The following is a 23018-nucleotide window of genomic DNA, read 5'->3' on the forward strand; positions in this document are numbered from 1 at the left end:
CGGCGGCGGGGGCGGCGTCGTGTCGACCGCCGCCCCCGCCCGGTGTCACAGTCCGAGCAGCTTCAGTGGTACGGCGTTCGCCATCACCGCGGCGCCCGTGTCGTTCGGGTGGATGTGGTCACCCGAGTCGTACGCCGGCAGCAGCCGGCTCGGCTGGGCCGGATCCCGCATCACCGCGTCGAAGTCGACGATGCCGTCGAACTCGGCCCGGCCGGGCCCGCGCAGCCAGGTGTTCACCGCCTGGCGGGTGGCGTCCTTCTCCGGGGTCCACACGCCCGGCCCGCCGTTGCCCTCGTACGGCATGAGCGTGCCGGCGATGCTGGTCAGGCCGCGCGCCTGGACCTGCCGGTTGAGCTGGCGCAGCGCGGCGATGATCGCCTCGGGGCTGTCGCCGTTCATCCAGATGTCGTTGATGCCCAGGTGGGTGATGACGGTCCGCACCCCGGTCTGCGGGAACACGTCCTCGTTGAGCCGGGCCAGCGCGTTCGGCCCCAGCTCGTAGTAGCCGGGGAAGTTGTCCGCGCCGGGCTCGGGGCCCTCGTGGTTGAGCCGGTTGCCGGCCAGGCTGAGGTTGAGCACACCCGGCGTACGCGGCTCCGGGCGGGCGTCGATCAGTCGCTTGGCCAGCAGGTCGGACCAGCGCTGATCGGCGTTGACGGTGCTGCCGTTGCCGTCGCTGATGGAGTCACCCAGCACCACCACCGAGCCGGGCGTGGCCTTGCGTTCCACGTCGATGCCGGACAGGAACATCCAGCAGCAGTTGGGCCGGATGGTGAAGCCGGTGCCCTCGGCCGCCGAGGTGAGGTCGGTGGCGCCGATGAAGTTGGTGACCCGGGACTGGCCGTGGAACGTGACCGGCCCGGTGAGCACCGGGAAGTACAGGGTGACGACCAGGTCCTCCTGCTCGGCCACCGGGAACGCCACCGGGTCGCTGAGCAGTTCGGCGCCCTTGTTGATGGTCGCCGAGCCGGCGCCGGAGAACGTCAGCTGGCGGACGCTCGACGGGACGATGTCGGACAGGTCGTCGGGGGTGGCGGTGTTCGGCCGGGCGATCGTGGCGCGGCCGACCTGGACGGCCTGCTCGCCGTACAGGTTGGTCAGCCGCACCCGCAGGCGCGGGCCGCCCACCGAGGTCTGCACGGTCATCCGGATGCTCTGGTTGTTCAGGCCGGTGTTGGTCAGGCCCACTGTGTTCCCGCGGGTCACCGCGGCGGCCCAGGTTCCGGCCCACTCGGCGCGCCCGTGCCCGGCGCGGTCGTTCCCGGTCGGGCCGGCGCTCGCCGTGACCGCCGGGGTGGCGGCGATCAGCAGCGTGACGGCTGAAGCTATGACGTGCCATCTCTTCGGGGTCGGCATCGATCCTCCATGGTCGGCAGCCCCGGGCGTGACGCGGTCGGCGGCACCGGCCCGGGCGATGGACCGGAAACTAGCTTCCGGCTGTGACGAGCGTCAATCAACCTGATCGACATGATCAAATGCCCGCGGGACGGGACGCAGCGACGATCGGCTCTGTCCGCCGTGGACCGCGGCTGCCTAGGCTCGGGGCTGGCGGCGGTGCGGTCGCCGACCCTGGCACCTGCCGTCTTGTCCCGGCCCTGACCTGGCCGGACGCCGCTCGCGGACCATGATGGGGGCTGCCCGATGACCGACCGGCCGAACTATGTGCACGAGGCGCTGGAGCTGTTCGCCGGGTTCGGCGACCGGGAGGCGCTCGTCGGCGGCGGACGCCGCCTCACCTACCCCCAGGTCGCCGCCGAGGTGCGCGGCCTGGCCGCCGCGTTGCACCACCACGGGGTACGCCCCGGCGCCGCGGTGCTGGTGATGCTCGGCAACACGGTCGAGGGGCCGCTGCTGCAACTGGCCCTGCACCTGCTCGGCTGCCGGAGCATGTGGGTCGCCCCGGTGACCTCGCGGCGGGAGGTCGACGAGTTCGTCGCGCTGTCCGCGCCGGAGGCGTTCGTCCACGACCCGCGGGACGCGCAGGCGGTGGAGATCGCGGCGGGCCTGTCCGGCGTACCGGTGCTCTGCCTCGGTCCCGGCGGCGCCGGACCGGACCTGACCGCCCAGGCCGCCGGGCCGGTCGCGGAGCCGCCCGCCGGGGTGCCCGCGCCGGAGTCGTTCCTGCAGACCAGCGGCACCACCGGCACGCCGAAGCTGGTGCACCACCGGGAGAGCTTCTACCGGCAGGTGCTCGCCCTGGCCGCCGACTTCCGGGGCGCCGGGTTCCCGCTGCTGCGGCACCTGTCGCACTCCCCGATGTGGCTGGCCAGCGGCCAGATCACCACACTGTTCAACCTGTTCACCGGCGGCGTGCTGTTCCTGCGCGAGCAGTGGGACCCGGCCGCGTTCATCGCCACCGTGGACGCCGAGCGGCTCACCTCCACGTTCGTCACCCCGCCGATGCTCTACGAGGTGCTCGACCACCCCGACCTGCCGGGCGCCGACTTCTCCGCCATGTTCATGTTCAACGTGGGCGCCGGGCCCGCCGCGCCGGCCCGGCTGCGCCAGGCCATCGCCCGCTTCGGCCCGTGCCTGCGCATCGTGTACGGACTCAGCGAGGCGGTGGTCATCTGCGCGCTGCCGGGGCTCACCGAGGACCCGGAGCACCCGGAGCGGCTGCGGTCCTGCGGCCGTCCGTACGGCGACGTGACGGTCCAGATCCGCGACGCCGACGGGCGGGTGCTGCCGGCCGGTGAGGACGGCGAGGTCTGGGTACGCACCAAGCTGAGCTTCGCCGGCTACCACGGCCGGCCGGAGTTGACCGCTGACACGCTCGTCGACGGCTGGGTCCGCACCCGCGACATCGGGCACCTCGACGCCGACGGCTACCTCTACCTGGTCGACCGGTTACAGGACCGCATCCTCACCCGGCAGCGCAGCTGGCCGATCTACTCCCGCCCGATCGAGGACGTGCTCGCCGGCCACCCCGAGGTACGCGCCGCCGCCGTCATCGGCGTACCCGACCCGGTGGCCGGGGAACTGCCGCACGCGTACGTGGTGCCCGCGCCGGACGCGTCGGTGACCGGCGACGAGCTGATCGCGCTCGTGGTCCGGGAACTGAGCGAGACGTGGGCGCCCGGCGCTGTCGAGTTCGTCGACGCGCTGCCGCTGAACCGGTCCGCGAAGGTGGACAAGCGCGCCTTGCGGGCCCGGTACGCGGCGGCCCACCCGGCCGGCGCCGACCCGATCGGCAGTCCGGCGTGAACCCGCGCCGGGAGTTGTACACCCTGGTCGGCGCCGACCTGCTGTCCAACCTCGGCACCCGGATCTCGGTGGTCGCCATCCCCTGGCTGGTGCTGGAGACCACCGGCAGTCCCACCAAGATGGGGCTCGTCGCGGCGGCGGAGACGCTTCCGTACATGCTCTCCAGCGCGCTGGCGACCCCGTGGGCGGACCGGTTCGGGGTACGCCGTACCTCGGTGTTCGTGGACGCGGCGAGCGCCGTCGCGATGGCCGTGGTGGCGCTGGCGCCCTGGCTCGGCTTCGGCACGCTGCTGGTGCTGGTGGCGATCGCCGGCGGGCTGCGCGGCATCGGCGACCGGGTCAAGCACGTGCTGTTCAAACCGGCGGCCGAGCGGGCCGGGGTGCCGCTGATCCGGCTCACCAGCGCCTACGACGGCCTGGCCCGGGGCATGACGCTGTTCGGCGCGGTGCTCGGCGGCCTGCTCATCGACTGGGTCGGGCTGACCCGCGCGATCTGGATCGACGCGGCCACGTTCGCGGTCTGCGCGCTGCTGATCGGCGTCCTGGTCCGGCCACCGGCACCGGCGCAACCGGCGCCCCGGGAGCCCTACCTGCGGGCGCTGCGCGGCGGCTTCGCGTACCTGCGCACCGACCGGACGCTGATGATCATGCTGATCGTGGTCTCGGTGTCGAACATGTTCGCCAACGCCAGCGTCGCGGTCTGGATCCCGCTCTGGGTCAACCAGGTGCTCGGCGACCCGGCCGGATTCGGTCTGCTGCTGGGCGTCTTCTCGGCCGGCGCGCTGCTGGGCAACCTGCTGTTCACGATGTTCGGCACCCGGCTGCCGGCCGGGACGACGTTCGCGCTCGGGCTGACGCTCAGCGGCGCACCCCGGCTGCTCGCGCTGGCGCTCAGCGACGACCTGGTCGTGGTGCTCGTGGTGACGTTCCTGTCCGGCATCGGCATCGCGGCGGTCAACCCGCTGCTCGGCGCCGCCCTCTACCAGCGGGTGCCGGGCGAACTCCAGACCCGGGTGCTGGGCATCTCCGGATCGGTGGCGTTCCTCGGCCTGCCCGTCGGCGCGCTGCTCGGCGGCTGGTCGGTGGCGCTGCTCGACCTGACCCCGGCGCTGCTGGTGATGTCTGTGGTCTGCCTGGTGCTGACCGTCGGACCGCTGCTGCTGAACCGCGCGTCCCGCCGTCCGGCCACGGAACCCGCCACGCCCACCCCGGTCTGAGCCCGCCGGTCCGGGCCACGGTGTCGGGGTCGGCGGTAGGGTCGGGGCCATGGCGACCTGGGACGACGTGCGGCGCATCGCGCTGGCGCTGCCGGAGACCACCGAGCGACCCACGTTCGACCAGGCGCCCGCCTGGCGCGTCCGCGACAAGTCGTTCGTCTGGGAACGGCCGCTGCGGCGCGGCGAACTCGAGTCGCTCGGCGACGCCGCGCCGGACGGCCCGATCCTCGGCGCGCGGGTGCCCGACCTGGGCGCCAAGGAGGCGCTGATCGCCGACGACCCGGCGGTCTACTTCACCACGCCGCACTTCGACGGCTACCCGGCCGTGCTGGTCCGGCTCGACCGGATCGGCGTGGACGAGCTGACCGAGCTGGTCACCGAGGCGTGGTATGCGCGCGCCCCGAAGCGGCTCGCCACCGCGCACCGGGCGGAGACCGCGTGACCGGCCCGGTGGAGGCGATCGTCTTCGACATGGACGGCACGCTCGTCGAGTCGCACGCGGTCGTGCCCGCGGCGTACCGGGCGGCGGTGCGGGCCGGCGGCGGCCCGTCGTACACCGACGCCGAGGTCATCGCCGGCTACTCGATCGGCTCCCCGGCGGACCTGCTGACGCACCTGCTGCGGCGGCCGGCCTCCGGCGGCGACCTGGACCGCTATCACGCCGAGCTGGATGCGCTCGCCGGGCGGGTACGCGTCTACCCCGGCGTCGCGGACGCGCTCGCCGCGATCGCCGCCCGGGTGCCGGTGGGCGTGTTCACCGGCGCGAGCCACCGGGCCGCCGAGATCCTGCTCGACCGGGCGGGCCTGCTCGGTCACTTCCAGGTCGTCCTCGGCGGCGACCAGGTCGACCGCCCGAAACCGGCTCCCGACGGCGTGGAGGCGGCCTGCCGGCACCTCGGCGTGCCGCCCGGCCGCGCCGCGTACGTGGGTGACTCACCACTGGACGTACGCGCCGCCCGGCACAGCGGCGCCGTAGCGGTGGCAGCCGCGTGGGGCCACCAGTACGACCCCGGCGAACCGGCCGACCTCAGCCTGTCCCGGCCCGGGGAGCTGCTGGCCCTGCTGCCCTGAGCGCGACGGCCACCGCCTCCTCCGGCGAACCGGCGTGCACCGGGCCGGGCACCGGGCCGCCGTGGGCGTCCACGATCCGCCACCCGCCCAGCACCACCACCGGGATGCCGCCGCGCCGCATGCCGAGGGCCACCTCGCTGAGCGTCCCCCAGGAACCGCCGATCGCGATCACCGCGTCCGCGCTCCACACCAGGATCGCGTTGCGGGCCTGACCCATGTTCGTCACCACGCTCGCGGACACCTCCGCCGCGCCGGGATCGGAGCCGTCGCCGGGACGTATCCCGATCACCAGGCCGGAGCGCGCCCGTGCGCCCGCGGCGACGGCGGCCATCACCCCGCCGCCTCCACCGCAGAGCACCGTGACGCGACGCTCGGCCAGCAGTTCACCCACCCGCCACGCGGCCGCCGTATCGTCCTCGGTCGCCGCCTCCGGACCGCACACCGCCACCTGCATCCGCACCCCTCCATTCCGGACGCCGCTGCCGTCCTTGTCGCGCCGCCACGCCGCCCCTTCCCCCACTGTCGCGGTGCTGCTGGCCGCCGTGGCGCCCCTTTTCCCGCTGACGTGGCTCGGCTAGCCTGCCGGGCATGCCATCGACGTTGACCGAGGCGACCGACCCGTGGTGCCTGCGGCCGGGAGAGGCCGCCGACCTGCTGCGCGGGCACCCGTGGCGCCGGTTCGTGGTGCTGGGTGACAGCGTCGCGGAAGGACTGTGCGAGCCGGCCGACGGCTATCCGGACCTCCAGTGGGCCGACCGGATCGCGGCCGAGCTGCGCGCGATCCGGCCGGAGCTGGCCTACCTGAACCTGGGCCGGCGCGGGCTGCGCGCGCACGAGGTCCGGGCCACCCAGCTCGCCGACGCGTTGGCCTTCGAGCCGGACCTGGCCCTGGTGGTGTGCGGCGGCAACGACGCGTTCCGGTCCGCCTACGACCCGGACGCGGTCGACGCCGAGCTGACCGCCATGATCACCGCACTACGGGAGGCGGGCGCGGACGTCATCACTGTGGGCATGTTCGACGTGTCGCACAGCCCGGCGGTGCCGGACGCGCTGCGCGCGGGCCTGGGCGAGCGGATGCGCCGGCTGTCGCGGCACACCCGGGGCGTGGCCGAGCGCCTGGGCACACTGCACGTCCACCTGACCGACCATCCGCTGGTGGCCGACCCGTCGCTGTACAGCAGCGACGGCCGCCACGGCAGCGCCCGCAGCGACGCGGTAGCCACCGCCGAAACCCTGAAGGTCCTCTCCACCCACCTCCCCCACCCCTGACCCCCTCCCCTAAGGCGTGTTTTATAAGCCGGTCAGAGCCACTCGCAGATGATGGCGATGGTCAGGCTTGCCTGGAACCGGACGGCCAACTTGTCGTAACGGGTGGCCACGCCGCGGTGGCGCTTGAGCCGAGCGATGCCGTTCTCGACGGCATGTCGCATCCGGTACAGGTCTCGGTCGAACTTCGGCGGGCGCCCGCCGCGGCTGCCCTTGGCTTTGCGGTGGGCGTCCTGGTCGGTCTTGCTCGGGATGCACGCCTTGATTCCGCGCTTGCGCAGGTAGGCGCGGTTTCCGCGGCTGGTGTAGGCCTTGTCGGCCAGGACCAGGTCGGGGCAGGTGCGGGGCCGGCCCACCCCAAGGCGGGTCACCTTGATACGGCGCAGGACCGGGATGAACTGCGGGCTGTCACCACGGTGCCCGGCGGTCACCACCATCGATAGGACCTTCTGTCCCTGCTCACAGGCCAGATGCGTCTTGGTGGTCAAACCGCCGCGAGATCGTCCGAGGGCGTGATCGGCAGGTTCGTCGTGCACGCCGCCGGGTGACTCTTTCTGCGCGTGGCCGTCGGTGCGGGCGCCAGCGGCGTGCTGGTGGGCACGGCTGGTCATCGAGTCCACGCTGACCGTCCAGGTGATCCGGCCTTGCGCATCGCCGGCGGCCTGGGACGCGGCCAGGATCTTGTCCCAGGTGCCGTCGCGCTGCCAGCGACGGAACAGGCCGTAGACCGTCTGCCAGGGGCCGTACTCGGTCGGGACGTCACGCCAGGGCGACCCGATCCGGATCCGCCACCTGATCCCGTCGATGAGCTGCCGTTTCTCCCACTTCGGCGGTCGGCCCTTCACCGACGCGGCAGGCAGCAGCGCAGCAAGCCGCTGCCACTGAGCGTCGGTGAGGTCGTGCCGCCTCGTCACCGCTAAGGTGGCCACGAGGTCTCCGGTATGAAGTTCTTGCTTGGTCGCAGAACCAGATACCGGAGACCTCTTCAGTTGTCGATCACCGCCACGCCGCGACCTTCACCGGCCACTACGACTTCTGAAACACGCCTTAGCGGGCCCCATTTCGGCCCCGCCCGGTCCCCACCCCGGCTCGCCCCGACGATCATGAAGTTGACGGCATCGAGCGTCCCTTTTATCCCCGCTAACTCCTTGATCAACGGGGTGGAGGGTGGGGCCGGGGGCGGGAGGCGGGAGGGTGGAAGGGGGTCAGTCGGTTAGGAGGATGCCGGTCAGGAGGACGCCTCTCGCCAGGTTGAGGACCTCGTCGCAACCCGGGTAGCCGACCCGCGCGAGCGCGCCGGACCCGGTGCGGTCGAACAGGTACGGGGCGAGGCTGTACGGGACGTCGGCGGTGACCGTCTCACCGGTCTCGATCTGCACGAAGTCCATCGCCACCCGGTCCGCCTCGTGGTAGCGCTGCAGGATGTTGCCGCCCTCGGCGATCGCCGCGCGCACCCCGTCCGCCCACGCCACAGCTGTCATCTCCCGGCCGATGAGCACGCCGTGCCCGGCCGAGCCACCGGCCGGCTTGGCGACCAGGTCGGCCTGTTCGGTGAGCGCCCGGTCGAGCTGGTCGGCGGTGAGCGCCACGGTGTGCGGCACGTACCGGCGGATCAGCGTCCGGTCGTCCTCCGGCAGCAGGTCCAGGTCGTCCCAGAGCCAGGCGTAGTTCAGCTTGTTGCTGAGCAGCCAGGCGGCGCTGCTGACGAACATCGGCAGTGTGCCCGCGGCGAGCGCGCCGGCCACCGCGTCCAGCCCGGCGCTGGGCGTGACCCGGTTGGGCACGAACAGCCGGAACAGGGCGTCCACCGGGGCGCCGCCGACGACCAGCCGGTTCTGCGCGTCCAGCGTGGCGGTGGCGACCGGGGCGATGACCAGGTCGATGCCGAACGGGCGGGCCTGGTCGATCAGCGGGGACAGGATCCGGATGAACGTCTCCGGGTCGTCCAGTCCCGGGTAGTCGGCGTCGAAGTCCATCAGCAGCGCCACCCGGGCGCCGTCGGGCAGGCCGAGTGTGTCCCGGATGGCCACGAACCGCTGGTCCAGCAGGGACGGCGCGGGCCGGGCGCCGTCGAGCAGGTCGTGGGTACGGTACAGCTCGGCGTACCGCTGGATCACGGTGTCGGCGTCGAAGCCGCCGCCGAGGCTGCTGTCGATGTTGTACTCGACGATGCAGGGCACGCCGCCGGAGAACAGCACGTCCGGCCGGTACGCGGCGAGCAGCCCTTCGTGCAGTTCCTCGTCCGGGTCGAGCAGCCGGGTCTCGCCGTCCGGCACGTCGAGCAGCAGGCGCAGCTCACCGGCGGTGCGGGCGCGGCGCCGGCAGGCTTCGAGGATGAGCTGGGCGATGCGGTCGCAGACCTCGTTCAGCTCGCGGAACGCGTCGGCGGTGAACACGGGCGGGCGGGCCAGCCGCCACTGCTTGTTGTACGTGGCCCGGCCGTGGAAGATCTTCTCCCACGCTTCGGCGCCGGTGGTCACCATCGCGGTACGGGTGGACTCGGGCAGGTCGGTCCACGCCTGGCCGAGCGGCGGCCACGTGTAGTTCGGGTCCATCGTTCATCCGTCCTTGAGGGTCAGTTGGATGGCGGCGGTGAGCTGGTCGCGGCCGGGTTGCACGGCCCGGTCGAGGGCTGGCGCGAAGGGCAGCACCGCGCCGTCGGGGCGGGTGACCCGGCGGGGTGGCGCGGCCAGCCGGACCCGCTCGACCACCGTGGCGATGATCTCCCCGGCGATGCCGCAGGAGCGGTTGCCGTCGTCGACGACGACGAGCCGCCCGGTGCGGCTCACCGACTCGACCAGCCCGTCCCAGTCGAACGGGTAGAGCGTGCGGGGGTCGAAGACCTCCACCGACGCCTGGCCGGCGAGTCCTTCGGCGACGGCGAGCGCGTCGTGCACCAGGTGCCCGACCGCCACCACTGTCACGTCGGTGCCGGAGCGGCGGACGATCCCGCGGCCCAGCGGCACCGGCGCCGGGTCGGTCACGTCGGCGCGCAGGTCGAGGGCGCCGGCCGGGGCGAAGACCACCACCGGGTCGTCGCAGCGGATCGCGGAGACCAGCAGCCCGTACGCGTCGGCCGGGGTGGCCGGTACGACTGTGGTCACCCCGACGTGGGCGAACAACGCGTACGGGTGGTCGGAGTGCTGCCCGGCCCAGCCGGTGCGGGAGCCGGAGCCGGGCACCACGTAGGTGACCGGCACCGCGCACTGGCCGCCAGTCATCAGCGGGAACTTGTGCGCGTGGTTGACGATCTGCTCGAAGACCAGGAACAGCAGCGACGGGATCTGGAACTCCACCACCGGGCGGGCCCCGGCCAGCGCCGCGCCGGTGGCGAAGCTGGTGAACGCCTGCTCGGACAGGGGTGTGTCGCGGACCCGTTCCGGGCCGAACTTCTTCAGCAGGCCGGTGGTGACGTTCGCGGCGGCCACCCGGATGTCCTCGCCGAGCACCACGACCGACTCGTCGCGGGTCATCTCGTCGGCGAGCGCCCGGGTGAGCGCCCTGCGGTAGGAGAGCCGGGGCATCAGCCACCTCCGGTCCGGGCGGTGAGCCCGCTGGCGTACAGGTGGTCCAGGGCGGTCGCCGGGTCGGGGTGCGGCCCGGCGAGCGCGAAGTCGACGGCGGCGTCCAGTTCCGCCTCGACGGCGGCGTCCACCTCGGCCCGCACCGCCGGATCGAGTCGTGCTCCGGCGATGTCCACCGGATCGCGGGACCGTCCCTCGGCCACCTCCTCCGGCGGCCGGTAGTCGAGGCGTACCTGATGTTCGAAGGTGTGGTGGGCGTCGAAGCGGTAGGTGCGGGCCTCGACCAGCTCGGGGCCGCCGTCGGCGCGCATCCGCGCGACGGCGGCGGCGGTGACCTCGCGTACCGCCTCGGGGTCCTGCCCGTCGACGACGGCCGCCGGCATGCCGAAGGCGGCGGCCCGCCCGGCGATGGTGCCGGCGACCGCGCCGTCGACCGGCATGGTGGTGGCGTAGCCGTTGTTCTCGCAGACGAACAGCACCGGTATCCGCCAGAGCGCGGCCAGGTTGAACGCCTCCAGGAGCATGCCCTCGTTCACCGCGCCGTCGCCGAAGAACGTGGCGCCGACGATGTCGGCGCCGCGCCGCCGGCGCTCCCACACCGCTCCGGTGAGGATCGCGCCGGCGGCTCCGACGATGGCGTTGGCGCCGAGGACGCCGACGCCGAAGTCGGCGGCGTGCATCGACCCGCCCCGGCCCCGGTTGAGCCCGGTGACCCGGCCGCACAGTTCGGCCAGCATCCGGGCCGGGTCGGCGCCCTTTGCGAGCACGTGCCCGTGCCCGCGGTGGGTGCCGGTGACCAGGTCCTCGGCGCCCAGCGCCGCGCAGACGCCGGCGGCGATCCCCTCCTGACCGAGGTACGGGTGGATGCCGCCGACGATCTCCCCGGCGCGGACCAGCTCGATCGCGCGTTCCTCGAAGCGGCGGATCAGCCGGACCGTCCGGTAGAGCCGGAGCGGGTCGGAGCCGGTCACGCCGGACGGCCCTCCTTGACGGCGGCGAGGATGTCGTCCCAGAGGCGGGCGCGGGCGGCGAGCGCGGCGTTCACCGTGTCGGCGCACTCCTGCCACTTGGTGTCGTCGTCGCCGCACAGGTCGGCCAGCATCTGCATGGCCATCGGGGTGTGCTGCTCGCCGTCGACCTCGATGTGCCGCTCCAGGTAGTCGACGAACTTGTTCAGCCGGTTGCTGCGTTCGTTGACGGCGACGACCTGGGTGAACATCTCCGGGATGAGGTCCTCGCGGCCGAACGCGAACGCCGCGGCCTGGCAGTGCACCGGGGTGGTCTCGATGATCCGCCAGGTGGTGCCGGCGAACGCGGCGGACGCCGCGGGGACGCCGGCGGCGCCGAGCGCCTCGGTGACCGGGGTGCCGTCGCGCAGCAGGTCGACCAGCTTGTTGACGGCCGTGGTGTCGGCGCCGGCCTCGGTCATACCCTGCACGTACAGCTCGAAGTGGCTGATGTAGCCGTCGCCGAGTTCGTCGCTCTCCTCGACCATGACGATGTCGTTGATGAGGCGGCGGCTGCCGGTCGGGCCGGTCGGGATCCACGGCACCGTGACGCAGGTGAGCTGCCGCTGCAGCGACTTCAGCAGGGACATGAAGTCCCAGACGGCGAAGACGTGGTGCTCCATGAACGTGACGAGCGCGTCGTGGGTGTCGAGGTTGGCGTAGAGGGGGTGCTTGACCACCACGTCGCGGCGCTCGGTCACCGCCCGCTCCAGCCGCTCGATGCCCGGGTGCGTCTTACCCCAGTCGTACCGTGACATTGTCAGCCTCCCTGCTGGGCGCGGTCGCGCCAGATGACCGGGCAGTAATCGGGGTCCGCGTAGTCCGGCCGGCCCTCGTGGGTGCGGCGGACCAGCACGTCGTGGTTGTACGCGGCGAGCGTGCCGTCGGAGAGCGGATACTCCCGCCAGGCGTTGTCGCCGTCCTGCAGGTGCAGCGAGATGGCCCGGCGGGGCCGCCCGCTGACGTTCGCACCGCTGCCGTGGTAGGTGCGGCAGTGGTGGAAACTCATGTGTCCCTTGGGGATCACCATGGGGATCTTGCGGATCTGCGCGCCGTTGTACGCCGCGTTCTCGGCGAGCATGGCTTCGAGCTGGTCGCGGTCCCGGTCGGCGAAGTGCCGGACCACCGTGTCGTCGGCGCCGATCTCCCGCCAGCGGTGGGAGCCGTCGACCATGGTGATGGTGCCCATCTCCTCGCCGCAGTCGTGGAACGGGATGAACGCGGTGAGCATGTTCTCCGACGACGAGGACGCCCAGTAGTGCTTGTCGAAGTGCCAGGGCACGATGTTCGACGGCTCACCGGCGATCGGCGGCTTCCAGATCAGCGTGGACTGGAAGATCCGGATCTCGGCGGCCCGGGCCAGCCGGGCGGCGACCGCTCCGATCAGCGGCTTGCGCAGGATGCGGGCGATGCCGTCGTGCTCGTGGTGGACGTAGTCGTTGTGCCGCTGCACATCGCCCTTCGAGGGCTCCCAGTAGGCCAGCTTCGGCGGGCGTACCGGCAGGCGGCGGTCGCGTTCCCCGGCGTAGTAGCTGTCGGTGGCGGCGACGAGTTCGTCCACCTCGTCGTCGGTGAGCAGCTTCTTCGACAGGTACCAGCCGTGCTCGGCGTAGTGCCGGACGTCCTCGTCGGAGGGCAGCAGCGCCTCCTCCTCGGCGGTCAGCCCGGGATCGATGGTGGTCATGCCGAGCCGGCCCGGCATGGCCTCACGGCCCTCGCTTCGCTCGGTGCGTTCACTCATGCCCCAACCCCTCCGGCCGCGACAGCGGGGGTCGCCCCCGCCGCGGCCAGCTCGCGTTCCTTCGCTTCGTAGAGCGCCTTGATGTTGCCGCTGCCGAAGGTGCGCGCCCCGCGCCGCTCGATGAGTTCGAGGAAGAGCGTGCGGCGCACGTGCATCGACTCGGTGAAGATCTGCAGCAGTTGCCCGTCGTGGTCGGAGTCGACCAGGATGCTCAGCTCGCGCAGCCGGTCCACCGGCGCGTCCAGCCGGCCGACCCGCTGCTCCAGCCCGTCGTAGTAGGCGCCGGGCGTGCTGGCGAACCGCACCCCGCGCCCGGCGAGCGCGCCGACGGCGGTGACGATGTCGTCGGTACGCAGGCCCAGGTGCTGCACCCCGGCGCCGGCGTGCCAGCGCAGGAAGTCCTCGATCTGCCCCGGCCGGGCGCCGGTGTCCGGCTCCAGCAGCACGAACGTGACAGTCCCGGACGGGCTCTGCACCACCTTGGAGTTCATCGCCTGACCGGCGACCTCGATGTGCTCGGTGAAGATGTCGGCGAAGCCGAACACCTTCTCGTAGTGCGCGACGGTCTCGCCGAGCTGCCCCGGCGGCACGCAGATCGCCAGGTGGTCCACCTCGGCGAGCAGCGTGTCCGTGCCGTCCGGCGCGGGCACCGGCTCGATCGCGCCGGGCAGGAACACACCCGGGTCGCCGCGCCGCTCGACGAGGCGGTGCACCACGTCGCCGAAGCCGCCGACCTCGGCCACCACCACCTCGGCGTCCGGGCCGGTGAAGGTGCGCGGCGGGCTCAGCGCCGTCGCGCCCCGATCGACCAGTTCCGCGTACGCCCCGGCGGCGTCGTCGACGGCGAGCGCCACCACGGCGATGCCGTCGCCGTGCCGGTGCACGTACGTGGCCGCCGGGTGCTCGGCGGACAGCCCGGTGGTCAGCAGCAGCCGGATGCCGGCCTGGGCCAGCAGCAGCGAGCGCTGCCCGTCCAACCCGGTCTCCGGACCGCCCTGCCCGCACAGCCGGAAACCGACGGCGTTGTCGAAGTAGAAGGCCGCCTGCCGGGCGTCCCCCACGTACAGTTCGAGATGATCTATCCCGTTGATGGTCATGGGCTTCCCCTGTTCCCCCCGTGATCGCGACCCGGACGGACGCCCGGGATTGGAGTCCGGTCAGCCCGCGGCCGGGGTGGCGGCCCGGCGGGCCGGCCCGGAGAGCCGGCGCAGGAGCAGACTGACGTTCTGGCCGCCGAACCCGAACGAGTTCGTCAGCGCGTGGCCGGCCCGGGTGGGCCGGGGCACGGCGCGGACGTGGTCCGCCTCGCACTCCGGGTCCGGGTCGTCCAGGTGGTAGGTGGGTGGCAGCAGCCCACTGTCGAGCGCCAGCGCGGTGGCGGCGGCCTCCAGCACCCCTGACGCGCCGAGCAGGTGCCCGGTGAGCGCCTTGGTGGAGCTGACCGGCACACCGCCGGTGCCGAACACCGCGGCCAGCGCGATCGTCTCGGCGACGTCACCGAGCTTGGTGCCGGTGCCGTGCGCGTTGACGTACCCGACGTCGGCGGGCTCGACGCCGCCTGCCGCCAGGGCCCGGCGCATGCACGCCGCCGCGCCGGCGCCGTCCGGCCGAGGCGCGGTCGGGTGGTACGCGTCGGTGTTCGCCCCGAAACCGGCGACCTCGGCGTAGCCGCGCACACCCCGGCCGTCGGCGTGCCCGGCGCGCTCCAGCACCAGCAGCGCCGCGCCCTCGGCCAGCACGAACCCGTTGCGCCGCTTGTCGAACGGGCGGCTCGCCTCGGTCGGTTCGTCCCAGCCCCGGGCCAGCGCCCGGGCGTTGCCGAACGTGTCGGCGAACGTGCCGAACAGCGGCGCCTCGCTCGCCCCGCACACCACCACGTCGGCCTCGCCGGCGCGGATGAGGCGTACCCCGTCGGCGACGGCCTGGGCGCCGGACGCACAGGCCGTGCCGACCGACGAGCTGTAGCCGCGGATGCCGTGCGCGATGGCGATCCGCGCCGACGGCATGTTCGGCAGGATGCCGGTGAGCAGGTACGGGCTGACCGCCGCCCGGCCCCGGGCGGCCCGCGCCAGCACCTGGCCCTCCAGCGTGGACATCCCGCCGACACCGCCGACGATCACCGCGATCCGCTCCGGGTCGACGTCGCGGCCCACCTCGATGCCGGCGTCGGCGAGCGCCTCGGCGGCGGTGATCAGGGCGAGCAGCACCACCCGGTCGAGCACCTTCGTCTCCGGTCCGGAGGCGACGCTGCGCGGGTCGATGTCCGGCAGCACCCCGGCCACCTCCAGGCTGCCCGCCGCCGGGTGTCCCTCGGGCGGGCGGCGCAGTCCGGACCGGCCGGCGAGCAGCGCGTCGAACGTGTCCGCCACGCCGCGCCCGGCCGGGGTGAACAGGCCCATGCCGGTGATGACGGCGGTCACGACGGCACCTCGGTCAGGTAGCGCTCGCGCAGCGCCACCTTGCGGACCTTGCCGGTCACGGTGACCGGGATGTCGTCGGCGCGTACCGGGACGATCCGGCGCAGCGTGGCTGCCACGTCCGGGCCGAGAGCGGTACGGATCCGTTCGGTGCGGTCCGCGTCCGGGTCGGCGCCGGCGGCCAGTTCCAGCAGCACGTCGGTGGTGACCGTGCCGTCGTCCGCCTTGACGATCACCACTGTGCAGTCGGTCACGTCGGGGCAGGCGGCGAGGATGCGTTCCTCGGACAGCGCGGTGAAGAACCGCTTCCCGTCGCCGACCTCGACCGAGTCGACCGCCCGGTCCAGGTGGTAGTAGCGGCCGTCCTCGTCGGCGTACACCAGGTCGCCGGTCAGGTACCAGCCGCGCAGCCGGAACCGGTACGTGGTGACCGAGTCGTTCCAGTAGCCGCGGAACAGCGACGGCGAGTCGATGCCGAGCCAGCCCACCTGCCCGGCCGGCAGTTCGTTGCCGTCGGCGTCGAGCACGGCGACCTTGGTGAACCGGTACGGGCGGCCGACGCAGCGGCCGTACCGGTCCGTGTCGGTGGTGTGGGTGATGTGGAACATCGAGTGGCCCATCTCGCTGGAGCCGAGCCCGTCGATGAACACCGACCCGGGCACCCGGGTCACACCCTCCCGGGTCACCACGTCGCGGGAGCCGACAGCGACCAGCCGCCGGACGTGCGGCTCGTGCGAGCAGTCGCCGGTGTTGAACCACAACCGCACCGAGTCGAGGTCGTAGCCGGACAGGTCGAAGCGGGCCAGCTCGGCCCAGGTGACGGAGAAGCCGAACACGCCGTCCGGGCGCCACCGCTGGATCGCGTCGAGCACCCGCTCGCCGCCCTGCTCGGAGAGCAGGAACATCTCCGCCCGGTTGCCCAGCGCCTGGTTGACCATGAGCACGGTGGCGGTGTGCGGCGCGGGCAGCGCGTTGAGGATGCGTGTGGTGCCCTGCGCCTGCGGCATGGACAGCAGGTGGCGGGTGGCGGCGAACAGGCTTGCGTGCGAGTGCAGCACCGCCTTCGGCACGCCCGTGGTGCCGGAGGTGTGGGTGATGACGATCGGGTCGTCCGGGTGGTGCCGGTAGTGCGCGGGCGCCGCGTCCGGGTCGCCGGTGCCGGCTTGCGCGGGCTCGCCGAGCATCGGCGCACCAAGGTCGTGCCCGGCCAGCGCCTCGGCGTGCGCGGCGTCGGCGAGCACCCCGGCGGCGCGCAGCCGGCGGATGTACTCGGCGGCGATCTCGGGGCGCAGCCTGCCGTTCATCAGCGCCGGGACGGCGCCGAGGCGGGCCAGCGCCAGGAACGACAGCACCATGTCGGCGGCCGTACCGGCCCAGACGGCGACCGGGTCGCGGGGTTTCACCCCGCGTTCGTGCAGCCAGGCCGCCCGGGTGGCGACCATCCGGTCGAGCCGGCCCAGGGTCAGCGGGGTCTCGGCCGGGTGGCCGTCGATCTCGGTGTCGAACGTGAGCCCCGGCCCGTCCGGGTCGGCGCCGTGCGCCAGCACCCGGGCGAGCACGTTGCCCGCGCCCAGTTCCGCGTCGGCCGCGAGCGCGCCGCGCAGTCCCTTCGTCCTCATTGACGTGTTCCCTCCCCCAGCAGCACCGCGGTCGCCTCGCCCGGCGTCCCGTCCGGTGCCAGTTCGATCAGGATCAGCAACGCCTGTGCGGCGTCGCCGTCGTACAGCAGCAGGTCCGCCTCCGCCTCCCCGTCGGCCCGCGGGTCGCCGGTCGGGCTCAGGCACACCACCGGCCCGTCCAGTCCCCAGCGCGCCGCGACGTGCCCGGCCACGCTGTTCGGCACCGACTGGAAGAAGAACAGCGGCCCGATCCGCCCGCCCGCGGCCACCGTGGCGCGGACGTGCGCCGCGCCGGCGGTGTCCCCGCCCGCGCTGACCAGCACCACGGCCGTCCGGTTGCCGGGCGGCAGCGGCCCGTCGCCGTACCGCCGGGCGAGGCACCGCTGCGCCACCGCCGCCACCAGCGGATGGAACGGCGAGTGCACGAACCCCGGCACCCCCGCCGGCCCCGCGCCCTCGTCCCCCGCCTCGGGCCACCGCGCCTCCGCGAGCACCACGACCCCGTTGCGCGATCTTGCAGTTGCCGCCCCGGGCGCGGGCGTTGTGCCCGATTCGCCGGGGCCGGAAGTGCAAGATCGCGGGGAGCCGGGGTGGGGGTGGGGGGTGGGGGCGGTCATGCGGTGCTCACCAGGAGTGCGGTGTTGGCGCCGCCGAAGGCGGCGTTGAGGGTCAGGGCGTGCGCGGTGCGCGCGGGGCGGGGTGCGTCGCGGATGACGTCCAGCGGGCACTGCGGGTCGGGACCGAGCCAGCCGGCGGTGACCGGCAGCTTGCCGTGCCGCAGGGCCAGCACGGTGACGAGCAGTTCCAGCAGCCCGGACGCCTCCAGCGCGTGCCCGTGCACCGACTTGGTGGAGCTGACCGGCAGCCGCCCGGCGCCCTCACCGAACACCCGGGTCAGCGCCGCCGCCTCGGAGGCGTCGCTGAACGGGGTGCCGGTGGCGTTGGCGTTGACGTAGCCGATCGCGTCCGGAGGCAGCCCGCCCCGGCGCAGCGCCGCCTCGACCGCCCGGGCCAGCCCGAGCCCGTCCGGGTGCGGCTGGCACGGGTGGTACGCGTCGCCCGCCCGGCCCCACCCGGCCACGCTCGCCAGCGTCTCGGCACCCCGCCGGGCGGCCGCGCCGGCCGACTCCAGCACCACGGCGGCCACCCCGTCGCCCAGCAGCAGGCCCTTGCGGCCGGCGCTGAACGGGCGTACCGCGCCGTCGGCGGCGAGCGCCCGGCCGGCGTCGAACAACGCGTACTGGTCCGGTTCGACCAGGTAGCCGGCCGCGACCACGACCCGCTCCAGGTCGCCCCGGCGGATCAGTGCCGCCGCGTCGGCGACCGCGCTGCTCGCCGACACGCAGGCGGTGGTGTAGATCCGGGTCCGCCCGCCCAGGCCGCACCGCGCGGCCAGGTGACCGGCCAGCGCCGGCACCGTCGGCTCGTCCGACCCTTCCGGTACGGGCAGCGAGTGCGGCCCGCCGTGGGTGGCCAGGAACAACGCCGAGTCCGCGCGGCCGGCCCGGTCCAGCCCGGCGGCCCGGGCAGCGGTGTCGATCGCGTCGGCCAGTTCGCCGGCGAGCGTGCCGACGTCCGGCAGTGTGGCCGCCACCGTCACCCGGCGGCCGGTGGTGTCGAAACGGCGCACCGGCGCGAACGCCGGGGTGCCGGTGAGCACCCCGGCCAGCAGCGCGTCCGCGCCCCTGCCGAGGGCGCTGAGCGCGTACGTGCCGGTGATCCGTACGGTCTCCCGCTCAGCCATCTGCGGGAGCGGTCAGAGAGCCACGGAACACCGCGAGCGCGTCGTCGACGGTGCGGATCCCGGCGAGTTCGTCGTCGCTCAGGTCCAGCCGGCGGTCGTAGCGCTGCTCGACCATGTGCACGAGCCAGGCCAGCTCCATCGAGCCGAGCCGGTCCGGCACCTGGTCGGCGGGTTTCGCGGTCAGTTCGGCGAGCATGCTCACCAGGTCAGCTCGCCCCAGGTCGGGCTGACCGGACATCAGGACTTGTCGCTGTTCGCGGCCGCCCGGTCGGCGACCATCGTGGTGAACTCGCCGACCGTCATCAGCGCCAGCTTCTCCGACTCGTCGTCGGCGAACTTGAGGCCGTAGCGGTCCTCGACGCGGACCGCCAGGTCGGCCAGGGCCAGCGACTCCAGGTCGACGCCGGAGGGGCCGAGCGTGGTGTCGTCGTCGAGCTCCTCCACGTCGTAGTTCATGTCGGCGAGCTGTTCGACGACGAAGGTGCGGACCTCGTCTCGCATGGGTTCAGACCTCTTCTCCGTGTACCGGCTGACGGTGCCCGGTCGGGACACCGTGTGCGTGGGAACCGGCGGGGTCGGGCGCGCGGGTGGCGCGTTGCCCGGCCGGTCCGGGGCGGGAATCGGGGTGCACGGGACGCCCGGCGGGCGTCCGGTGGGTGTGCGGCTCGTACAGCGGGCCGGTCACGACGCCGCGTCCCGCAGCGCCGGCACGGACCGGACCAGCTTCCCGGTGGTGGTGCGGGGCATCTGGTCGAGCAGCCGCAGGGTGCGGGGCCGTTTGAAGCCGGCCAGCCGCTCGGCGATCAGCTTGTCCAGCGTGTCCTCGGTCAGCGAGCCGTCGGCCTGGACGTACGCGGTGATGCCGTCGTCCCAGACCACCACCGCGGCGACGACGCCGGGCAGCCCGGCCACAGTGGCCTCCACCTCGGTCAGGTCGACCTTCAGGCCGCCCACCGACACCTGCGAGTCCAGCCGGCCCTTGATGGTGACCAGGCCGGTGTCCGGGTCGACCACGCCGGCGTCGCGGGTGTGCAGCCAGCCGTCGGCCCACCGGGTCGGGTCGGCCAGTCCGACGTACGGGTTGTCCGGGCAGCTCACCCACAGCTCGCCGTCGCGCTCCCGCACCTCGATGCCGGGGGCGGGCGCGATGGCGGGACGGTGCCGCCCGTACAGGTCGGTGCCGATGACGCCGACCTCGGTCATCCCGTACATGTTGCCCAGCGGCACGCCGTAGCGGTCGGTGAACGCGTTCGCCACGGCGGCGGACACCAGCTCGCCGCCGGTGGTCATGCGCTTGAGCTGCGGCAGCGGCCCGGCGGGTGTGGTGGAGGCGAGCAGCCCGATGTGGAACGGGACGCCGAGCACCGTGGCCGGGGTGTCCTGGGCGGCGACGGCGGCGAGGATCGCGTCGCCGCTGAGCCGTTCCGGCGGGCACAGTTCGACGCCCGCGTGCAGGCCGTAGAGCAGGCCACCGACCAGGCCGAGCACGTGCACCATGCTGGGGAGCAGGATGATCCGCTCGCCGGGCAGCGCGACGCCGTCGATGCGGGTGTAGCGGTGCACCTCGGCGACCAGGTCGGCGGCGGTGCGGCCGATCACCTTGGACGGTCCGGTGGAGCCGGAGCTGAGCTGGATCACCGCGTGCGGGCTGCCCGCCGGGCGGTCGGAGTACGCGCGGACCCCGGCGGTGACGTCGACGAAGATCTTCAGTGCGCCGCCGCCGGAGCGCACCGGGGCGACCACCACCTGCGGGCTGAGCCGGCGCAGCGCCTGGTCGACCTCGTGGTCGGTGAGCCGGTGGTCGAGCAGCACCGCCTGGGCGCCGGTACGCCAGGTGGCGAGCAGGTGCGCCACGTACGCCAGCGAGGGCGGCAGGCGCAGCGCGGCCGCGCCTCCGGCACGCAGCCCGGCCTCGGCGAGCCGGTCCTGCGCCTCGCCGACGAGCCGGCGCAGCGTGCCCTTGTCCACCGGTTCCGGCAGGCGCAGGCAGACGTCGGTGTCGCGGCCGGTGAACAGGATGTCGTCCACCCAATCCACCGTCGTCGAGGCAGGATCTTCCGCCACGGGATGTGCAGTCACGACCAGCCACCGTTCCACTGAGGAACTGGGCGGATCCGCCCAGCGGGTACGTCGTTCGGGGTATGGCGGAACCCTACGACGGCCCTCTTCTGCATCGCCAGATGCAAATGGCTAGATCCAAAACAGCGGCTGGGTGGATTGCTCAGGCTCGATCGGACAGGCAGGATCGAGGCCACGCCGGCAAGGTAGTCCGCCGGCCGCCGGATGCTGCCCTCCAGCTCAACCCGGCACCCGCCCACCTGCCGGGCGGACGGCGTAGTCCGCGAGCGCGGGTGCGAGGGCGTCGAAGGCGACGTGCGCGTAGTCGGTGACGGCCCGCGCGATGTCGTCGTCGCCCTGCCCGGCGATGGTGCGGCGCATGGTCTCCTCGAACAGCAGCCGATGGATGCCGGCCAGCTGCGCGGCGGCGACCCGGGGCAGGATGTCGTCCTCGCGGCTCCCGGTCTCCTCGGCCAGGGCTGCGGCCAGGGCCTTCTCCCGGTCGTCGTGGAACTCGCGCAGACGGGTCACCAGCGCCGGACTGGCGGCGATCATCCGGGCGAACGCGGAACCGGAGAACCCGATGACCGGGTCGTGGGCGGCCACCGCCGCGAGGTAGGCGCGGCGCAGCGCCGCCAGCGCCGACTCGCCGGGCTCGCGCTCCCGGACGACGGTGGCCAACTGCCGCACGAACTCGTCGTGCATGTCCAGCGCCAGATCCTCCTTCCGAGGGAAGTAGTTGGTGACGGTCATCTTGGACACCTGCGCGGCGGCGGCCACCTCGGCGATCGTCACGTTGTCGAAGCCACGTTCGAGGAACAGGCGGGTGGCCTGACCCGAGATGTTCTCCCTGGTCTGGCGCTTCTTCAAGGCCCGGAGGCCGCTGCTCTGCGCGGTCACGCCCCCACCATACCTGGTACGAACCAAAAATTGTTCTTGACATGTTTTTAGGTTGGGCCTAACTTTAGGTCGTACCGGCGAACAGCCGGCACGGAAGGGAGCCCGACATGCCCGCCCACACCCGCGACATCGCCGCCGGCAAGCCCCGCCGCCCGCACCTCGCTCCGGCGCGCCGGCCGCACGTCCCCGTGGTCGCCCCCCGGCGCCAGCCCCGCCGGATCCCCGGCCGCCGCTGACCCGCCGCCCGTCCCGAGCCCCGCACCGTCCCGGAAGGAGCACGCCTCATGCTCGCCACCACCCCCGCAGCCGCCGGCCACACCACCGACGCGGTGGCCGACTACCTCCGGACGATCGGACGAACGCCGCTGCTCACCGCCGAGCAGGAGACGCGCCTCGGCGCCCGCATCGAGGCCGGCGCCCTGGCGCAGCGGCGGTTGGACGACGACGGCGACCGGGTCGGCGCGGCCGAGCAGGACCGGCTGCGGCGACTCGTCGCCGACGGGCGTCGCGCCCGGCACCACATGATCGAAGCCAACCTCCGGCTGGTCGTCTCGGTCGCGAAACGGTACGCGCTCGCCGGCCGGCTGCCGCTGCTCGACCTGATCCAGGAAGGCACCATCGGCCTGATGCGGGCGGTCGAGAAGTTCGACCACCGGCGTGGACTGAAGTTCTCGACGTACGCGACCTGGTGGATCAAGCAAGCGATCGGCCGGGCCCTCACCGGCCAGAGCCGCACGATCCGCCTGCCGGCGCACCTGGTCGAGGTGCTCAACCGGGTGAACCGGACCCGCCGCACGCTCGCGGGCGAACTCGACCGGGAGCCGACGCCCGCTGAGGTCGCCGCCCGGGTCGAGGTGCCCGCCGAAAAGGTGGAACTGCTGCTGCGGCACGACCGCGAGCCGGTCTCGCTGCACACGCCGGTCGCCGGGGCTGCCGGCACGACCGAGCTGGGCGACCTCCTCCCCGACGAGGCACCGGGCCCGGCCGGCGTCGTGGTGTCCTCCTGGCGGCGCCGCTACCTGGACGAGGTGCTCGGCACCCTGTCGGAACGCGAGGCGGCCGTCATCTGCCAGCGGTACGGCCTCGACGACGACCGGCCGAGCACGCTCGACGAGATCGGCACGAGGATCGGGCTGACCCGGGAGCGGGTCCGCCAGATCGAGAGCCAGGCGCTGCGGAAGCTGCGCCACCCCACCCGCGCCCGCGTCCTGGCCGACCTGCACGCCTGAGCCGGCGTCAAGACCGCACAC

24 protein-coding genes are annotated in these 23018 nt (G+C 73.4%); 7 read left to right on the forward strand and 17 right to left on the reverse strand.

Annotation, left to right across the window (positions count from 1 at the left end; all coding sequences use genetic code 11):
* Window positions 1-45 precede the first annotated feature (45 nt).
* Window positions 46-1356: an SGNH/GDSL hydrolase family protein gene (locus CLT75_RS09295; RefSeq protein ID WP_135240416.1), complete on the reverse strand. Its 1311-nt coding sequence runs from the start codon at window positions 1354-1356 to the stop codon at window positions 46-48.
* A 285-nt stretch (window positions 1357-1641) separates the two neighbouring features.
* On the opposite strand from CLT75_RS09295, the gene CLT75_RS09300 reads away from it, so the two are divergent.
* From CLT75_RS09300 to CLT75_RS09315, 4 genes are read left to right on the forward strand one after another with little or no spacing between them, the layout of a single operon-like run.
* On the forward strand, window positions 1642-3204 hold the full coding sequence (locus CLT75_RS09300) for an AMP-binding protein (RefSeq protein WP_135240417.1): 1563 nt from the start codon (window positions 1642-1644) through the stop codon (window positions 3202-3204).
* The gene (locus tag CLT75_RS09305; RefSeq protein WP_135240418.1) at window positions 3201-4421 is read left to right on the forward strand and encodes an MFS transporter; all 1221 of its coding nucleotides are present in this window, start codon (window positions 3201-3203) and stop codon (window positions 4419-4421) included. Before CLT75_RS09300 ends, CLT75_RS09305 begins: the two co-directional genes overlap by 4 nt.
* A 49-nt stretch (window positions 4422-4470) precedes the next feature.
* Window positions 4471-4863 (forward strand): MmcQ/YjbR family DNA-binding protein, encoded by a 393-nt coding sequence (locus CLT75_RS09310; RefSeq protein ID WP_135240419.1) that lies wholly within the window; start codon window positions 4471-4473, stop codon window positions 4861-4863.
* Entirely contained in the window at window positions 4860-5492 is a 633-nt protein-coding gene (locus CLT75_RS09315; protein ID WP_135240420.1) for an HAD family hydrolase, read from the forward strand. The genes CLT75_RS09310 and CLT75_RS09315 overlap by 4 nt, the downstream gene beginning before the upstream one ends.
* Here CLT75_RS09315 and CLT75_RS09320 read toward each other — a convergent pair.
* On the reverse strand, window positions 5449-5946 hold the full coding sequence (locus CLT75_RS09320; protein ID WP_167796895.1) for an SLOG cluster 4 domain-containing protein: 498 nt from the start codon (window positions 5944-5946) through the stop codon (window positions 5449-5451). The two genes, CLT75_RS09315 and CLT75_RS09320, sit on opposite strands and share 44 nt — an antisense overlap.
* A gap of 134 nt (window positions 5947-6080) precedes the next feature.
* On the opposite strand from CLT75_RS09320, the gene CLT75_RS09325 reads away from it, so the two are divergent.
* Window positions 6081-6761 carry an SGNH/GDSL hydrolase family protein gene (locus tag CLT75_RS09325; RefSeq protein ID WP_135240421.1) on the forward strand — a complete coding sequence of 227 codons (681 nt, stop codon included), beginning with the start codon at window positions 6081-6083 and terminating at the stop codon, window positions 6759-6761.
* A 32-nt stretch (window positions 6762-6793) separates the two neighbouring features.
* Here the strand turns inward: CLT75_RS09325 and CLT75_RS09330 are convergent, their stop codons facing one another.
* The 15 genes from CLT75_RS09330 to CLT75_RS09400 form a co-directional block, all read right to left on the reverse strand.
* Complete coding sequence (locus CLT75_RS09330) at window positions 6794-7687, reverse strand: IS5 family transposase (RefSeq protein ID WP_135240422.1); 894 nt, start codon at window positions 7685-7687, stop codon at window positions 6794-6796.
* A 276-nt stretch (window positions 7688-7963) separates the two neighbouring features.
* Window positions 7964-9313, reverse strand: a complete 1350-nt coding sequence (locus CLT75_RS09335; RefSeq protein ID WP_135240423.1) for a hypothetical protein — start codon at window positions 9311-9313, stop codon at window positions 7964-7966.
* A gap of 3 nt (window positions 9314-9316) precedes the next feature.
* Entirely contained in the window at window positions 9317-10282 is a 966-nt protein-coding gene (locus CLT75_RS09340; protein WP_135240424.1) for a transketolase C-terminal domain-containing protein, read from the reverse strand.
* A complete protein-coding gene (locus tag CLT75_RS09345) occupies window positions 10282-11253 on the reverse strand; it encodes a thiamine pyrophosphate-dependent dehydrogenase E1 component subunit alpha (protein WP_135240425.1) in 972 nt (323 codons plus the stop codon). The genes CLT75_RS09340 and CLT75_RS09345 overlap by 1 nt, the downstream gene beginning before the upstream one ends.
* On the reverse strand, window positions 11250-12047 hold the full coding sequence (locus tag CLT75_RS09350) for a DUF3050 domain-containing protein (protein ID WP_013286631.1): 798 nt from the start codon (window positions 12045-12047) through the stop codon (window positions 11250-11252). Before CLT75_RS09350 ends, CLT75_RS09345 begins: the two co-directional genes overlap by 4 nt.
* Before the next feature lie 2 nt (window positions 12048-12049).
* Window positions 12050-12973, reverse strand: a complete 924-nt coding sequence (locus tag CLT75_RS09355; RefSeq protein ID WP_135243958.1) for a phytanoyl-CoA dioxygenase family protein — start codon at window positions 12971-12973, stop codon at window positions 12050-12052.
* Between the two features lie 53 nt (window positions 12974-13026).
* Window positions 13027-14127: a 4-hydroxyphenylpyruvate dioxygenase gene (gene hppD / locus CLT75_RS09360; protein WP_135240426.1), complete on the reverse strand. Its 1101-nt coding sequence runs from the start codon at window positions 14125-14127 to the stop codon at window positions 13027-13029.
* A gap of 60 nt (window positions 14128-14187) precedes the next feature.
* A complete protein-coding gene (locus CLT75_RS09365) occupies window positions 14188-15450 on the reverse strand; it encodes a beta-ketoacyl-[acyl-carrier-protein] synthase family protein (protein ID WP_135240427.1) in 1263 nt (420 codons plus the stop codon).
* Window positions 15447-17066, reverse strand: coding sequence for a class I adenylate-forming enzyme family protein (locus tag CLT75_RS09370; protein WP_135240428.1), 1620 nt, complete (start codon window positions 17064-17066; stop codon window positions 15447-15449). Before CLT75_RS09370 ends, CLT75_RS09365 begins: the two co-directional genes overlap by 4 nt.
* Window positions 17063-17563 (reverse strand): beta-ketoacyl synthase chain length factor, encoded by a 501-nt coding sequence (locus CLT75_RS09375; RefSeq protein ID WP_135240429.1) that lies wholly within the window; start codon window positions 17561-17563, stop codon window positions 17063-17065. The genes CLT75_RS09370 and CLT75_RS09375 overlap by 4 nt, the downstream gene beginning before the upstream one ends.
* A 116-nt stretch (window positions 17564-17679) precedes the next feature.
* Window positions 17680-18810 (reverse strand): beta-ketoacyl synthase N-terminal-like domain-containing protein, encoded by a 1131-nt coding sequence (locus tag CLT75_RS09380; RefSeq protein ID WP_135240430.1) that lies wholly within the window; start codon window positions 18808-18810, stop codon window positions 17680-17682.
* Window positions 18803-19048, reverse strand: coding sequence for a hypothetical protein (locus CLT75_RS09385; protein WP_013286638.1), 246 nt, complete (start codon window positions 19046-19048; stop codon window positions 18803-18805). Before CLT75_RS09385 ends, CLT75_RS09380 begins: the two co-directional genes overlap by 8 nt.
* Window positions 19048-19311 (reverse strand): acyl carrier protein, encoded by a 264-nt coding sequence (locus tag CLT75_RS09390; protein ID WP_135240431.1) that lies wholly within the window; start codon window positions 19309-19311, stop codon window positions 19048-19050. Before CLT75_RS09390 ends, CLT75_RS09385 begins: the two co-directional genes overlap by 1 nt.
* A 180-nt stretch (window positions 19312-19491) precedes the next feature.
* Window positions 19492-20847 carry a class I adenylate-forming enzyme family protein gene (locus CLT75_RS09395; RefSeq protein WP_486485336.1) on the reverse strand — a complete coding sequence of 452 codons (1356 nt, stop codon included), beginning with the start codon at window positions 20845-20847 and terminating at the stop codon, window positions 19492-19494.
* Between the two features lie 261 nt (window positions 20848-21108).
* Window positions 21109-21768 carry a TetR/AcrR family transcriptional regulator gene (locus CLT75_RS09400; RefSeq protein WP_135240433.1) on the reverse strand — a complete coding sequence of 220 codons (660 nt, stop codon included), beginning with the start codon at window positions 21766-21768 and terminating at the stop codon, window positions 21109-21111.
* A 107-nt stretch (window positions 21769-21875) separates the two neighbouring features.
* Here CLT75_RS09400 and CLT75_RS33105 point away from each other — a divergent pair, with 107 nt between their 5' ends.
* On the forward strand, window positions 21876-22004 hold the full coding sequence (locus CLT75_RS33105) for a hypothetical protein (RefSeq protein ID WP_013286642.1): 129 nt from the start codon (window positions 21876-21878) through the stop codon (window positions 22002-22004).
* A gap of 48 nt (window positions 22005-22052) precedes the next feature.
* Window positions 22053-22997, forward strand: a complete 945-nt coding sequence (locus CLT75_RS09405) for a sigma-70 family RNA polymerase sigma factor (RefSeq protein ID WP_135240434.1) — start codon at window positions 22053-22055, stop codon at window positions 22995-22997.
* The last annotated feature ends 21 nt before the right edge of the window (window positions 22998-23018 follow it).

Source organism: Micromonospora sp. CNZ285, from assembly GCF_004637285.1.